Source organism: Pseudomonas parafulva NBRC 16636 = DSM 17004 (assembly GCF_000730645.1).
Taxonomy (GTDB): Bacteria; Pseudomonadota; Gammaproteobacteria; order Pseudomonadales; family Pseudomonadaceae; genus Aquipseudomonas; species Aquipseudomonas parafulva.
In genome coordinates this window covers 1-12,930 of the sequence record NZ_BBIU01000010.1, presented here as the reverse complement: position 1 = coordinate 12,930, position 12,930 = coordinate 1, and the positions used below count along the sequence as shown (strand labels likewise).

The 12,930-nt window shown below is 62.2% G+C and carries 13 protein-coding genes; 7 read left to right on the top strand and 6 right to left on the bottom strand.

The features are described 5' to 3' along the window. The first annotated feature begins 127 nt into the window (after nucleotides 1-127). Nucleotides 128-409, top strand: a complete 282-nt coding sequence (locus PPA02S_RS08025; RefSeq protein ID WP_028634525.1) for a GNAT family N-acetyltransferase — start codon at nucleotides 128-130, stop codon at nucleotides 407-409. A gap of 37 nt (nucleotides 410-446) precedes the next feature. Here the strand turns inward: PPA02S_RS08025 and PPA02S_RS08020 are convergent, their stop codons facing one another. Continuing rightward, nucleotides 447-1,523 carry a 3-deoxy-7-phosphoheptulonate synthase gene (locus tag PPA02S_RS08020; protein WP_028634524.1) on the bottom strand — a complete coding sequence of 359 codons (1,077 nt, stop codon included), beginning with the start codon at nucleotides 1,521-1,523 and terminating at the stop codon, nucleotides 447-449. 182 nt (nucleotides 1,524-1,705) lie between these two features. On the opposite strand from PPA02S_RS08020, the gene PPA02S_RS08015 reads away from it, so the two are divergent. The 3 genes from PPA02S_RS08015 to cysB all read left to right on the top strand — a co-directional run bounded on the left by PPA02S_RS08015 (nucleotide 1,706) and on the right by cysB (nucleotide 4,349). Then, nucleotides 1,706-2,650, top strand: coding sequence for a putative 2-dehydropantoate 2-reductase (locus PPA02S_RS08015; RefSeq protein ID WP_028634523.1), 945 nt, complete (start codon nucleotides 1,706-1,708; stop codon nucleotides 2,648-2,650). 98 nt (nucleotides 2,651-2,748) lie between these two features. After that, nucleotides 2,749-3,246 (top strand): universal stress protein, encoded by a 498-nt coding sequence (locus tag PPA02S_RS08010; protein WP_028634522.1) that lies wholly within the window; start codon nucleotides 2,749-2,751, stop codon nucleotides 3,244-3,246. Nucleotides 3,247-3,374: 128 nt separating this feature from the next. After that, nucleotides 3,375-4,349: an HTH-type transcriptional regulator CysB gene (cysB, locus tag PPA02S_RS08005; protein WP_003250297.1), complete on the top strand. Its 975-nt coding sequence runs from the start codon at nucleotides 3,375-3,377 to the stop codon at nucleotides 4,347-4,349. Between the two features lie 57 nt (nucleotides 4,350-4,406). On the opposite strand, the gene PPA02S_RS08000 is transcribed toward cysB, so the two are convergent. The 5 genes from PPA02S_RS08000 to rloA all read right to left on the bottom strand — a co-directional run bounded on the left by PPA02S_RS08000 (nucleotide 4,407) and on the right by rloA (nucleotide 9,754). Further along, a complete protein-coding gene (locus tag PPA02S_RS08000) occupies nucleotides 4,407-5,141 on the bottom strand; it encodes a phosphoadenylyl-sulfate reductase (protein ID WP_028634521.1) in 735 nt (244 codons plus the stop codon). A 79-nt stretch (nucleotides 5,142-5,220) separates the two neighbouring features. Beyond that, nucleotides 5,221-6,564, bottom strand: a complete 1,344-nt coding sequence (gene pabB, locus PPA02S_RS07995; RefSeq protein ID WP_028634520.1) for an aminodeoxychorismate synthase component I — start codon at nucleotides 6,562-6,564, stop codon at nucleotides 5,221-5,223. Nucleotides 6,565-6,696: 132 nt separating this feature from the next. Further along, complete coding sequence (locus tag PPA02S_RS07990; RefSeq protein WP_028634519.1) at nucleotides 6,697-7,677, bottom strand: alpha-L-glutamate ligase-like protein; 981 nt, start codon at nucleotides 7,675-7,677, stop codon at nucleotides 6,697-6,699. After that, complete coding sequence (gene rloB / locus PPA02S_RS07985) at nucleotides 7,677-9,212, bottom strand: osmotic stress tolerance membrane protein RloB (protein ID WP_028634518.1); 1,536 nt, start codon at nucleotides 9,210-9,212, stop codon at nucleotides 7,677-7,679. The genes PPA02S_RS07990 and rloB overlap by 1 nt, the downstream gene beginning before the upstream one ends. 5 nt (nucleotides 9,213-9,217) lie before the next feature. Next, on the bottom strand, nucleotides 9,218-9,754 hold the full coding sequence (rloA, locus tag PPA02S_RS07980) for a retropepsin-like aspartic peptidase RloA (RefSeq protein ID WP_028634517.1): 537 nt from the start codon (nucleotides 9,752-9,754) through the stop codon (nucleotides 9,218-9,220). A 294-nt stretch (nucleotides 9,755-10,048) separates the two neighbouring features. On the opposite strand from rloA, the gene PPA02S_RS07975 reads away from it, so the two are divergent. The 3 genes from PPA02S_RS07975 to prpC all read left to right on the top strand — a co-directional run bounded on the left by PPA02S_RS07975 (nucleotide 10,049) and on the right by prpC (nucleotide 12,877). Further along, nucleotides 10,049-10,765 (top strand): GntR family transcriptional regulator, encoded by a 717-nt coding sequence (locus tag PPA02S_RS07975; RefSeq protein WP_028634516.1) that lies wholly within the window; start codon nucleotides 10,049-10,051, stop codon nucleotides 10,763-10,765. Continuing rightward, nucleotides 10,762-11,652: a methylisocitrate lyase gene (gene prpB, locus PPA02S_RS07970; RefSeq protein WP_028634515.1), complete on the top strand. Its 891-nt coding sequence runs from the start codon at nucleotides 10,762-10,764 to the stop codon at nucleotides 11,650-11,652. The genes PPA02S_RS07975 and prpB overlap by 4 nt, the downstream gene beginning before the upstream one ends. 97 nt (nucleotides 11,653-11,749) lie before the next feature. Continuing rightward, nucleotides 11,750-12,877, top strand: coding sequence for a bifunctional 2-methylcitrate synthase/citrate synthase (gene prpC / locus PPA02S_RS07965; RefSeq protein ID WP_028634514.1), 1,128 nt, complete (start codon nucleotides 11,750-11,752; stop codon nucleotides 12,875-12,877). The last annotated feature ends 53 nt before the right edge of the window (nucleotides 12,878-12,930 follow it).

The following is a 12,930-nucleotide window of genomic DNA, read 5'->3' as shown; positions in this document are numbered from 1 at the left end:
GATCCGAACGAACGCACTGCTGTGCGGATCGGTCGAAAGCCAAGAGGCGGCGTACTGCATAGTGCGCCGGATGAACCACCCGCTGTAAGGCGAAAAGGTCTGCCAGGAAGACCTGCGAGGAGTAGTGATGAGTGAAGCGCTGACCATCCACCATGACCAGGCCGGTCATCAGTTCGAGACCAGTGTGGACGGTCATCGTGCCTACCTGACGTACATGGACCTGGGCAAGCAGACCCTCGACATCTACCGCACCTTTGTGCCCAACGCTCTGCGGGGCCGGGGTATCGCTGCAGCCTTGACCGAGCAGGCCCTGGCGTACGCCGAGCAGATGGGGTACACGGTCATCCCGTCCTGCTCGTATGTAGAGCGGTACATGGAACGCCAGCAGCGTCATTCCAGCAAAGCCTGACATTCATACCGACCTGTCAGGCTGAGCGAGGTGCTGATCAGCCGCGCTTGCGCTGTGGCAGCACATCCTTGAGCTTGGCGCGCATGCTGCGCAGTGTTTTCTCGGTTGCCGACCAGTCGATGCAGGCGTCGGTGACCGACACCCCGTATTGCAACTGGGCCAGATCCTTCGGAATGGACTGGCAGCCCCAGTTCAAATGGCTTTCAACCATCAGCCCGATGATGGACTGGTTGCCCTCGAGAATCTGGTTGGCCACGTTCTCCATCACCAGCGGTTGCAGTGCCGGGTCTTTGTTGGAGTTGGCGTGGCTGCAATCGACCATGATGTTGGGCTTGATCTTGGCCTTAACCAGGTCCTGTTCGCAAAGCGCGACGCTGACCGAGTCATAGTTGGGCTTGCCGTTACCGCCCCGCAGCACCACATGACCGTACGGGTTCCCCTTGGTGGTGACGATGGACACGCCGCCTTCCTGGTTGATGCCAAGAAAGCGGTGAGGCTTGGACACCGATTGCAAGGCATTGATGGCCACGGTAAGGCCGCCATCGGTACCGTTCTTGAAGCCAACGGCCGAGGACAGGCCCGACGCCATTTCACGGTGGGTTTGAGATTCCGTGGTGCGGGCGCCGATGGCGGACCAGCTGATCAGGTCTTGCAGGTACTGCGGCGAAATCGGGTCCAGTGCCTCGGTAGCGGTAGGCAGCCCCATCTCCGCCAGGTCCAGCAGCAGTTTGCGACCAATGTGCAGGCCATCCTGAATCTTGAATGAGTCATCCAGGTAGGGATCGTTGATCAGGCCTTTCCAGCCGACAGTAGTGCGCGGCTTCTCAAAATATACACGCATGACCAGGTACAGCGTGTCGGACACTTCCTCGGCCAGCACCTTGAGGCGCTCGGCGTATTCGTGGGCTGCCTTGATGTCGTGAATGGAGCACGGCCCAACCACAACGAACAGGCGGTGGTCCTTGCCATCCAGAATATTGCGCACGACTTCGCGACCTGCTGTAACGGTCTGCAGGGCCTTGGTGCTGAGGGGGATTTCCTTCTTGAGCTGATCAGGGGTGATCAGCGTGTCGTTGGAGGCAACGTTCAAGTCATCGATCGGTAAATCAGCCATCGTGTTACTCGTCAGGTCACGGGTGCCGGCCGCCAACAGTCCCCGTGCGGCCCAGCAGCAAGAATAATCGCAGCGGGGAGCCGAACCTTAGCGCGTTAGCGTTGGCGCCACAATGGGGATTACCCCACCTGAATGGGTCAATCCGGTGTACAAAGTAGCCTCACATCCACAAGGAGGGCGGCATGCGCACAACCAACCCACGCATCGGCATCATCGGCAGTGGCGCGATTGGCGGCTTTTACGGGCTGATGCTGGCCCGGGCAGGCTTTGATGTGCACTTTCTGCTGCGCAGCGAGTACGAGGCGGTGCGCGAGCGCGGGCTGGCCGTGGAAAGTGCCGTTCACGGTGCCCTGCATCTGAACGCCCAATGCTATGCCTCGGGCACCCAGATGCCGGCGTGCGACTGGTTGCTGATTGGCGCCAAGGCTACCAGCAACCACCAACTGGCGCCGTTGATCGTGCAGGCCGCAGCGCCAGGTGCAAAGGTGGTGCTGCTGCAGAACGGCCTGGGGGTCGAGGAGCAACTGCGCCCGGCATTACGCCCGGACATGCACCTGCTGGGCGGGCTGTGCTTCATCTGCGTGAATCGCCAGGCGCCCGGGGTGATTTGCCATCAGGCACTGGGTACCGTCAACCTCGGCTACCACAGCGGCCCGGCAGCCGACGGCGGGGCGCAGCTGGTCGAGCAGGGCGCGGGTTTGTTCAGGGCTGCAGGCGTGGCCTCGCAGGCCATGCCCGACCTCGCGCAGGCGCGCTGGCAGAAACTGGTGTGGAACGTGCCCTACAACGGGCTTTCCGTGCTGCTGGGTGCCAGTACCGGGCTGTTGATGGCCGACAGTAGCAGCCGTGCGCTGGTGCGGGCGCTGATGGATGAAGTGGTGCAGGGCGCAGCGGCCTGTGGCCATGTGCTGCCTGAGGGCTACGCCCAGCAGTTGTTCGAAGTGACGGAAGGCATGCCAGATTACTGGCCCAGCATGTACCACGATCACGCCCACGGCCGCCCCCTCGAACTGCAGGCCATCTATGCCGAGCCCCTGGCCCGCGCTCAAGCGGCCGGCTGCAGCTTGCCCCGCATACAGATGCTCCACCAGGCGCTGGCCTTCCTGAGTGCCCGCGCCAACCGCTGAGGCCTGGGCAGATGCGGGCGCGCCGGATGGCCAGGCGGGTGTGCGGCGCGCTGCTAAGCTCTAGCTTGCTCTGCCGCCGCGGCAGTCGAGGAGGTCGAATGATCCGATCCATGCTGTATGCCACCGACCTCGGTGTTTATGCGCCTTTCGTGATGCAGCATGCGCTGGCCCTGGCGCGCACCTTTTCGGCGGAGTTGTATGTGATACACGCCGTTGAGCCCATGGGCCAGTTTGCCGAATCCCTGTTGCAGAGCTACCTGGACGAGCAGACTCTCGATCAATTGCACAGTCAGGGCGTAAGCACGGTGATGGCCAACATCGAACAGCGTGTGCTGGAAAACCTGCGTGATGAGCTGGGTGAAGACGCCGACCTTGCCGTGCTCAAGGCGGTACGCGTTCGCCAGGGGGACCCTGCGCAGGTCATCCTCGACCAGGCGCAGCGGCTTAGCGTCGACCTGCTGATATTTGGCAGCCACAGCGCCGGCGCGGGGGTTGACGTGCCCCTGGGCAGAACAGCGGTGAGGCTGTTGCAGCTGTCCCCGGTGCCGGTCTACATGGTGCCGCTGTCGCAGCATCTAGGTCGTAGGAAAGCGTGAAGCTGCGTGTAGGGCGCTTCCCTAGGCATGTAACAAAATAGTTCTAGATTTATTTCAATAACCACTAATATAGTTATATATCGTCGCTGCCCGCTGCCGCTGACTCATCGCTGAACCGAGGGAAACCTATGAAGCTTCAACAACTGCGCTACATCTGGGAAGTGGCGCACCATGACCTCAACGTCTCCGCGACAGCCCAGAGCCTGTACACCTCCCAGCCAGGTATCAGCAAGCAGATCCGCCTGCTCGAAGATGAGCTGGGCGTCGAAGTGTTCGCACGCAGCGGCAAGCACCTTACCCGCGTCACCCCTGCAGGTGAGCGCATCATCAACACCGCCGGGGAGATCCTGCGCAAGGTTGAAAGCATCAAGCAGATTGCCCAGGAATTCTCCAACGAGAAGAAGGGCACGCTGTCTATCGCCACCACCCACACTCAGGCCCGCTATGCGTTGCCGCCGGTAATCAGCAGCTTCATCAAGCAGTACCCTGAAGTTTCGCTGCACATGCACCAGGGCTCGCCGATGCAGATTGCCGAAATGGCGGCTGACGGCACGGTCGATTTTGCCATCGCCACCGAAGCGTTGGAGCTGTTCGGCGACCTGATCATGATGCCGTGCTACAAATGGAACCGCTGTGTAGTGGTGCCTCAGGGCCACCCGTTGGCCAAGCTGCCTAAGCTCACCCTGGAGGCAGTGGCCGAGTACCCGATCGTTACCTACGTGTTCGGGTTCACTGGGCGCTCCAAGCTGGACGAGGCCTTCAACCACCGCGGTCTCACCCCGAAAGTGGTTTTCACCGCGGCGGATGCCGACGTGATCAAGACCTATGTGCGCCTTGGCCTGGGTGTGGGCATCGTCGCCGGCATGGCGGTGGACGCCAAGCTCGACAGTGACCTGGTCGCCCTGGATGCCAGTGAGCTGTTCGAAGCCAGCATCACCAAGATCGGCTTCCGCCGAGGTACGTTCCTGCGCGGCTTCATGTGCGATTTCATCGAGAAATTCGCCCCGCACCTCACCCGTGAAGTGATGGCCAAGGCCATTCAGTGCCACAACAAGCAGGAGCTCGAAGCCCTGTTCGAAGGCGTCGAACTGCCTGTGCACTGAGCTCCATGGGTTGCGGCCAGCTGCCGGCCAGCGTCGTGCAGCTGGCCGTGATGGGTTTCAGGCCTTGGTGATCAGGTTGCCAGCGTGCAGGCCGCATTCCTTCTGGGTGGACTCCTCCCACCACCAGCGCCCTTCGCGCTCATGCTGGTTAGGCAGCACCGGGCGTGTGCAGGGCTCGCAGCCGATGCTGATGAAGCCGCGCTCGTGCAAGCTGTTATAGGGCAGTTCCAGCATGCGAATGTAGCCCCACACTTCCTCGCTGGTCATCTGCGCCAGTGGGTTGAATTTGTACAGGGTGCGTTCCGGGGTCGAAAAGCCGCTGTCGATCTCCAGGGCCGCCACCTGGCTGCGGGTGCCGGGGCTCTGGTCACGGCGCTGGCCAGTGGCCCAGGCGCTGACCGTGGCCAGCTTGCGGCGCAGCGGCTCGATCTTGCGGATGCCGCAGCACTCACCGTGCCCGTCGCGGTAGAAGCTGAACAGCCCCTTGTCTTTGACGAAAGGGTCGAGCGTGTTGCGGTCCGGGCTGAGGATTTCGATCGGCAGGTTGTACTGCTCGCGCACCTGGTCGATGAAACGGTAGGTTTCCGGGTGCAGGCGGCCGGTGTCCAGGCTGAACACCCTGACCTGCTTGTTCAGCTTCCAGGCCATGTCTACCAGCACCACGTCCTCGGCGCCGCTGAACGAAATCCACAGGTCATCACCGAAATGCTCGAAGGCAAGCTTGAGGATGTCCTGCGGGGACTTGTTGGCATAGGCCGCGGCCAGGGCAGCGACGTCGAAGGGTTGGCTCATCAGGCGGTTTCCATCTTGGCTGTGGCGCTGTGCGCTCGTAATGGGGTGATGGTAACAAAAAAATACGGGGCAGACGGCTCTACAGCGCCTGCAAGGCCTGCATCAGCACGCGTACCTTGGCGATCGACTCTTCGTATTCAGCTTGCCATTGCGAATCGGCGACCACGGCACCGCCGCCCCAGCAGTTGACGTGCCCGTCCTTGACCAGCAGGCTGCGGATGGCGATGGAGCTGTCCATTTCGCCGCGCACATCTACATACAGCAAAGACCCGCAGTACAGGGCGCGGCGGGTGGGCTCCAGCTCGTCGATGATCTGCATGGCGCGGATTTTCGGTGCGCCGGTAATGGACCCGCCCGGGAAGCTGTCACCGATCAGGTCCAGTGCATCCCTGCCGTCAGCCAGTGTGCCGATGACGCTGCTGACCAGGTGATGCACGTTCGGGTAGCTTTCCAGGCTGAACAGCTCCGGCACGCTGACCGAGCCGATCTGGCAGGTGCGCCCGAGGTCGTTGCGCAGCAGGTCGACGATCATCAGGTTCTCGGAGCGGTCCTTGGGGCTGTGCAGCAGTTCTTCGGCATTGCGCATGTCTTCTGCCGGGGTGCTGCCGCGTGGCCGGGTGCCCTTGATGGGCCGGGTTTCTACCTGGCCCTGGCTGACCCGGATGAACCGCTCTGGCGAAAAGCTCAGCAGAGCACTGCCGTCGGCCAGTTGATGGTAGCCGGAAAACGGTGTGGGGCAGGCCCGACGGAGTGCCTGGTAGGCGTGCCAAGGGTCGCCCTGGCAAGGTGCGCGAAAGCGTTGGGTGAGGTTGATCTGGTAGCAGTCACCGGCCTGAATGTAGCGCTGCACCTGGTTGAATGCGGCCTGGTACTGTGCCGGCTGCAGGTCGCCGGCCATGGGCGCGAGCAGTTTGAAAGGGCCTGATGCACCAGGCGCTGAGCTGCTGAACAGGCTCACCAGGCGGTCACGCTCGTCAGCAGCCAGGCTTGGGTGAAACACCAACTGGGTGGTGCCCTGCACATGGTCGGTGACCATTGCCCAGGCATACAGCCCCAACTGTGCATCCGGCAGGCCGAGGTCATCCACCGCCTGGCTGGGCAGTTGCTCCAGCCGGCGACCGAAGTCGTAGCTCAGGTAGCCGATCAGGCCGCCGGCGAACGGCAGCTCGCTGCCTGCTGGCAACTGTGCAGTGCCAAGCTGCGCCAGGCTGTCGCGCAAACGGTGCAGAAACGCGCGGCCGTCTTCGCCAGGCCGTGCGTGAAGCTGCTGCACAGGCCAGGCGCTGAGCAGGTCGAACCGGCCACGGTCGGCGGCAGGGCGTGCGCTGTCCAGCAGAATCGCCCCCGGCGCCTGGCGCAGGCGGGCAAAAAAAGTGGCGGGGTCGGGTTGGTAGGGCAGGGGGTAAAGCGTACAGGTCGGCATCAGTGTGGACGGCGATGTAAAAGCGAGGGGGCAATTGTAGACCGCTGCAGGAACTGCGCCTAGCACCGGGCTTTACATTCCCCCGCACCCAATGCCACGTGAAGGAAGGGGCTGCAGGGCAGCCCCACCCGATCAATGGCCGGGCACGTGCCCGAACAGCCCCTGTGCGACCCGGACGCGTTGCTCGGCATCTTCAGTGATACCTTCCTTGGCCAGCGCTTCCAGGTGGGCTTCGATGGCATGGGTACGCTGGGTCAGGCCGCAGTCGTTGGCGATCTGGATGTTCAGCCCCGGGCGGGCGTTCAGTTCCAGAATCAGCGGCCCCTTTTCCTGATCCAGCACCATGTCCACGCCGATGTAGCCCAGCCCGCACAGCTCGTAGCAGCCTGCGGCAAGCTTCATGAAGCCGTCCCAGGTGGGCAGTTGCACGCCATCCACCGAGTTGGTGGTGTCCGGGTGCTTGCTGATGATGTTGTTCAGCCAGGTACCGCGCAGGGTCACGCCGGTGGCCAGGTCTACACCCACGCCGATGGCGCCTTGGTGCAGGTTGGCCTTGCCGCCCGACTGGCGGGTGGGCAGGCGTAACATGGCCATGACCGGGTAGCCCATCAGCACGATGATGCGGATGTCCGGTACACCTTCGTAGCTGATGCTTTTGAAGATCTGGTCGGGCGTGACCCGGTATTCGATCAGTGCCCGGTCACGGTGCCCGCCCAGCGAGTACAGGCCGGTGAGGATGCTGGAAATCTGGTGTTCGATTTCCTCGTGGCTGATGATCTTGCCCGACACTGTGCGGTAGCGGTCCTCGAAGCGGTCGGCGATCACCATGATGCCGTCACCGCCAGCGCCTTGCGCCGGCTTGATAACGAAGTCATTGCGCCCGCCAATGATCTGGTCGAGCTTTTCGATCTCTTTTTCCGTCTCGATCACGCCGTACATTTCCGGCACATGAATGCCGGCAGCCAGTGCACGCTCCTTGGTGATGATCTTGTCGTCGACGATCGGGTACAGGTGGCGCTTGTTGTACTTCAACACGTAGTCCGCGTTGCGCCGGTTGATACCCATGATGCCCCGGGCCTCCAGGGCTTTCCACGTCTTGATCAGGCCAAACATCAGGCGTCAGCCTTCTTCAGGAATGCCTTGAAGCGCACCAGCTCGGTCAGGCGGTACCCGCGGTAGCGGCCCATCGCGAGCATGAAGCCCACCAGAATCAGCAGCACTGCCGGGAAGGTGAAGACGAAGTACACCAGCTCCGGCACCATCATCAGCAGGTGTGCGAGGGATGCCGCGAACAACGTGCCGATGGCCACCTTCATGGCATGGCCGCCCCCGCGTTCCTCCCAGGTGATGGACAGGCGCTCGATGGTCATGGTCAGGATCACCATGGGGAACAGTGCTACCGACAGGCCACGCTCCAGGCCCAGCTTGTGGCTGAACAGGCTGATGGCGGCAATCAGTACCACCACGAAGGTAAGCACCACCGACAACCGCGGCAGCATCTGCAGCTTCAGGTGTTCCAGGTAGGAGCGCAGTGACAGGCCAAGCGCGGTAATCACCGTGAACAGCACGATACCGAAGCCCAGCTGGGTTTCGCGGAAGGCCAGGGCGATCAGCACGGGGGTGAAGGTGCCCAGGGTCTGGATGCCGATCAGGTTGCGCAGGATCAGGATCACCAGCACGCCAATCGGGATCATCACCATGATCATGAAGGTTTGCTGGGTCTGCAGCGGCAAGCCGTACAGCGAGTACTCGAGGAAGTCGGCGTCGGTGTTCTCGTCGGTCAGCTTGGCCAGGCGGATGGCGTTCATCTCGCTGTTGTTCATGCTGAAGGTGACGTTGGCTTTCTTGCCGCCATCGACGGTGATCAGGTTGTCGTCACCGGTCCACCACAGCAGGCGGTCGCTTGGCAGGCCCTGTTCGCCGGTATCAGGGTTGAAGTACAGCCAGTCGTTGCCATTGAAGCTGCGCAGCCACAGCTCAGGGGTTTGCGGGGTGTCTGCCACCAGGCGGATGGTGTGCACTCTTTCCATCGGCACGTGGGCGATGGACAGCAGTAGGTCGATCACCTGGGCCTTTTTCAGGGACGAGGTGTCGCCGGCCAGCAGCAGCTTGACATTGTCGTCGTTGAGGTTGTTGACCCGCTTGATGGTCTCACCGACAAAGGTTTCCACATCGGCCGAATGCTGGCGAATCGGTGCCATCAGCGCTTCTGCGGCGATCTTCTCGGGGCCGTCCACCGCCAGGCTGTCACGGAAGGTCGGGCCCTTGATCTTGGCTTTTTCGGTGCTGTAGCGCTTGGTCAGCACCAGACGGTAGTACAGCGTCTGGTTGCCGCTGGCGCGGCGGGCCGACCAGGTGACCTTGCGGTTACCGTCGGCGCGGTTGACGCTGACCCCATAGTTGTTGGAGATGAAGCTCTCGTTGAGGCTCACGTAGTCGCGGTTCAGTGGCGGTACGAACATCTGCACCTTGACCGGGTCCTTGGTGCTGGCGACGAATTCGATCTTGGCGTCGATGTTCCACAGGTCGTCGGTTTCATCCTCGGTGACCGGGATGCCGAGCACCAGGATCTGATAGGCCGTGACGGCTACGCCCAGAAGCACCAGTACGGTGATCAGGACTTTCAGGTGGAGGGTAAGAGAGCGCATCGGGGTTACTCTGCTTTGGGAGCGTCGGTGGCACAGGCAGGTTTGCCGGCCGCATATTTAAGGCTGGGGTCGACCAGTGCGTCGAAGTGTTTCAGGGCTTCAGAGCCGATCAGCAGCGGGAACTGGAAGGCGCTGCGGTCTGTGAGGTTGACTTCGATGGTGCGCCGGGCCTGGCCCATGCAGATATCGAGTTCTATGACCGGCCGCGCGGTATAGGCCTTGCCGGAGTCAGCGTCGTAGTCGCTGGCACGGCGCTTGATCTTGCTCACCCGCGCCAACGGGCGTTCGATGGGGTGAGAGTGGGCGGCGTCGATGGCCAGGTAGAAGCGCACCCAGCTTTCGCCGTTGCGTTTGAAGCGTTTGATGTCGCGGGCGCTGAGCGAGGCGGTCTTGGCACCGGTGTCGAGCTTGGCCGCCACCTCCAGGTCAAGGTCACCCAGGCGTGCGTACTCATTGAGCCCGTACACGGTCTTGCCCGCCGCCTGGCCAAGGGCCGGCAGCAGGGTGAGGCAAAGCAGTAATAAAGCAGGTGTAAGTCTCATAGTCCTGGCGCGGTATTGTGCAAGTTTCGGGGTAAGGCGACTGGCAACTGCTGCACAAGCTTCCTCGTTGAACTGTCAACACGCGTACGGCGTTGGCAGTCAGGCTATCCATACTCCATCGGAGGCGCGGCATTCTATCACGCCGACGTATTGACGCCAGCGGTGCGCGATCTGACAGCAACAGGGCAGGAGAAGTTCTGGTCAGCATAATTGTCAACAATCCATATTTAGCCTTTGACTGATCATGCCTTTTTAGCTAATTTCAGCGCATGGATTGAATAAGGTGTCGACAATATGCAGGACCTCTCCGCCGTTGGCCCGGCCTTGATGGACGAATCGGAAACCCTGTCCGAGCATGTGTTTCGGCGCATCCAGGCGGCCATCGTCAAAGGTGACATTGCCCCTGGCAGCAAGATTTCCGAGCCTGAGCTGGCCCGCACCTATGGCATCAGCCGTGGGCCCCTGCGCGAGGCCATCCATCGCCTCGAAGGGCAGCGCCTGCTGGTGCGCATACCCCATGTGGGCGCGCGGGTGGTGTCGCTCAACCATGCCGAACTGATCGAGCTGTACGAGATCCGTGAGTCGCTCGAAGGCATGGCGTGCCGGTTGGCAGCAGAGCGCATGAGTGTGGCCGACATCGAAGAACTGCGCCGGGTGCTGGACACCCATGAGCGAGATGCTGCCTTCCAGGCGGGTGTGGGGTATTACCAGCAGGAAGGTGATTACGATTTCCACTACCGGATCATCCAGGGCAGCGGCAACCAGACCTTGGTCAAGATGCTGTGTGGCGAGCTGTACCAGCTGGTGCGCATGTACCGCATCCAGTTCTCCGCAACGCCTAACCGCCCGCGCCAGGCATTTGCCGAGCACCACCGTATTCTCGATGCCATTGCCGAGCGTGATGGCGAGCTGGCCGAACTCCTGATGCGCCGCCACATCGGCGCCTCCAAGCGCAACATCGAGCGCCACTACCTGGACGCCCGCACTGACAGCCCAAGAGGTGAGAAATGACCGTGAAGAGCACACCCGGCCAGCGTTTCCGCGAAGCCGTTGCCGCCGAGCAGCCGCTGCAGGTGGTCGGCACCATAAATGCCAACCATGCACTGCTGGCCAAACGCGCCGGTTTCAAGGCCATCTACCTGTCCGGTGGTGGTGTGGCTGCCGGGTCGCTCGGCCTGCCTGACCTGGGCATCAGCAACCTCGATGACGTGCTCACGGATGTACGCCGCATCACCGACGTGTGCGACCTGCCCTTGCTGGTGGACGTGGACACCGGGTTCGGCGCATCGGCCTTCAATGTGGCCCGCACCGTGCGCTCGATGAGCAAGTTCGGCGCTGCCGCCATTCACATCGAAGACCAGGTTGGTGCCAAGCGCTGCGGGCATCGGCCCAACAAGGAAATCGTCAGCCAGCAGGAAATGGTCGACCGCATCAAGGCGGCCGTCGATGCCCGCACCGATGACAGTTTCGTGATCATGGCGCGCACCGACGCGCTGGCCGTCGAGGGCCTGAACGCCGCGCTGGACCGGGCTGCCGCCTGTGTCGAAGCCGGCGCCGACATGGTGTTCCCCGAGGCCATCACCGAGTTGTCGATGTACCGGACGTTCGCCGACCGGGTAAAGGCGCCGATCCTGGCCAACATCACCGAATTCGGCGCCACGCCGTTGTACACCACCGATGAACTGGGTTCGGTCGGCGTGTCGCTGGTGCTCTACCCGCTGTCGGCATTCCGCGCCATGAACAAGGCGGCTGAAAACGTCTACGCGGCCCTGCGCCGCGACGGCACGCAAAAGAACGTGGTCGACACCATGCAGACCCGCATGGAGCTTTACGATGCCATCGGCTACCACGCGTTCGAACAAAGCCTGGACGCCCTGTTTGCCCAGAAAAAGGCCTGACCCCCCCCGGTCCTTGTAGGAGCGAGCAGCGCTCGCGATAAAGGCTTCCATCAGCCAAACAGCATTCCCATAACAAATTCAAGAAAGGAGAAACACCATGGCCGAAGCAAAAGTACTCAGTGGCGCTGGCCTGCGCGGGCAGGTGGCCGGCCAGACCGCGCTGTCGACCGTGGGCCAAGCCGGTGCCGGGCTGACCTACCGTGGGTACGACGTGCGCGAACTGGCTGCCGGTGCCGAGTTCGAGGAAGTTGCCTACCTGCTGCTGTACGGCGAGCTGCCCAGCCAGGCCGAACTTGCCGACTACAAGCACAAGCTGAAAGGTCTGCGCGAGCTGCCCCAGGCCTTGAAGGAGGTGCTCGAGCGCATCCCGCGTGACACCCACCCCATGGATGTGATGCGTACGGGCTGTTCGATGCTCGGCACGCTGGAGCCCGAGCTCACCTTCGACGCCCAAGTCGAGAAGACCGACCGCTTGCTGGCGCTGTTCCCTGCGGTGATGTGCTACTGGTACCGCTACAGCCACCATGGCGTGCGCATCGACTGCCACAGTGACGAAGACACCCTGGGTGGCCATTTTCTGCACCTGCTGCACGGCAAGAAACCCAGTGCGCTGCATGTGAAGGTGATGAACGTTTCACTCATCCTTTACGCGGAACACGAGTTCAACGCCTCCACCTTCACCGCCCGGGTATGCGCCTCGACGCTGTCCGACCTGTATTCGTGCATCACGGCCGCCATCGGCGCATTGCGCGGCCCGCTGCACGGTGGTGCCAACGAGGCGGCCATGGAGCTCATCGAGCGCTTCCAGAGCCCGCAGGAGGCCACGACCGAGTTGCTGCGCATGCTTGAGCGCAAGGACAAGATCATGGGCTTTGGCCATGCCATCTACAAGGAATCCGACCCGCGCAACGAGGTGATCAAGGGCTGGGCGAAGCAGCTGGCCGATGAAGTGGGGGATACGGTGCTGTACCCGGTTTCCGAGGCCATCGACAAGACCATGTGGGAGCAGAAGCGCCTGTTCCCCAACGCTGACTTTTACCATGCGTCGGCGTACCACTTCATGGGCATCCCGACCAAGCTGTTCACGCCCATCTTCGTCTGCTCACGCCTCACAGGTTGGGCCGCGCATGTATTCGAGCAGCGCGCCAACAACCGCATCATCCGCCCAAGCGCCGAGTACGTGGGCGTGGAGCAGCGGCCATTTGTGGCGATTGAGCAGCGGTGATGGAGCCTGGCCTGTAGAGCCGCACATAACCTGTTGATTCAGCAGGGGCCTGT

Coding starts and splice junctions, on each gene's coding strand:
- PPA02S_RS08010 (WP_028634522.1), top strand. CDS start 2,749: ATGATCCGATCCATGCTGTATGCCACCGACCTCGGTGTTTATGCGCCT.
- PPA02S_RS08015 (WP_028634523.1), top strand. CDS start 1,706: ATGCGCACAACCAACCCACGCATCGGCATCATCGGCAGTGGCGCGATT.
- PPA02S_RS08020 (WP_028634524.1), bottom strand. CDS start 1,523: ATGGCTGATTTACCGATCGATGACTTGAACGTTGCCTCCAACGACACG.
- prpB (WP_028634515.1), top strand. CDS start 10,762: ATGACCGTGAAGAGCACACCCGGCCAGCGTTTCCGCGAAGCCGTTGCC.
- prpC (WP_028634514.1), top strand. CDS start 11,750: ATGGCCGAAGCAAAAGTACTCAGTGGCGCTGGCCTGCGCGGGCAGGTG.
- PPA02S_RS08000 (WP_028634521.1), bottom strand. CDS start 5,141: ATGAGCCAACCCTTCGACGTCGCTGCCCTGGCCGCGGCCTATGCCAAC.
- PPA02S_RS07975 (WP_028634516.1), top strand. CDS start 10,049: ATGCAGGACCTCTCCGCCGTTGGCCCGGCCTTGATGGACGAATCGGAA.
- rloA (WP_028634517.1), bottom strand. CDS start 9,754: ATGAGACTTACACCTGCTTTATTACTGCTTTGCCTCACCCTGCTGCCG.
- pabB (WP_028634520.1), bottom strand. CDS start 6,564: ATGCCGACCTGTACGCTTTACCCCCTGCCCTACCAACCCGACCCCGCC.
- rloB (WP_028634518.1), bottom strand. CDS start 9,212: ATGCGCTCTCTTACCCTCCACCTGAAAGTCCTGATCACCGTACTGGTG.
- PPA02S_RS08025 (WP_028634525.1), top strand. CDS start 128: ATGAGTGAAGCGCTGACCATCCACCATGACCAGGCCGGTCATCAGTTC.
- PPA02S_RS07990 (WP_028634519.1), bottom strand. CDS start 7,677: ATGTTTGGCCTGATCAAGACGTGGAAAGCCCTGGAGGCCCGGGGCATC.
- cysB (WP_003250297.1), top strand. CDS start 3,375: ATGAAGCTTCAACAACTGCGCTACATCTGGGAAGTGGCGCACCATGAC.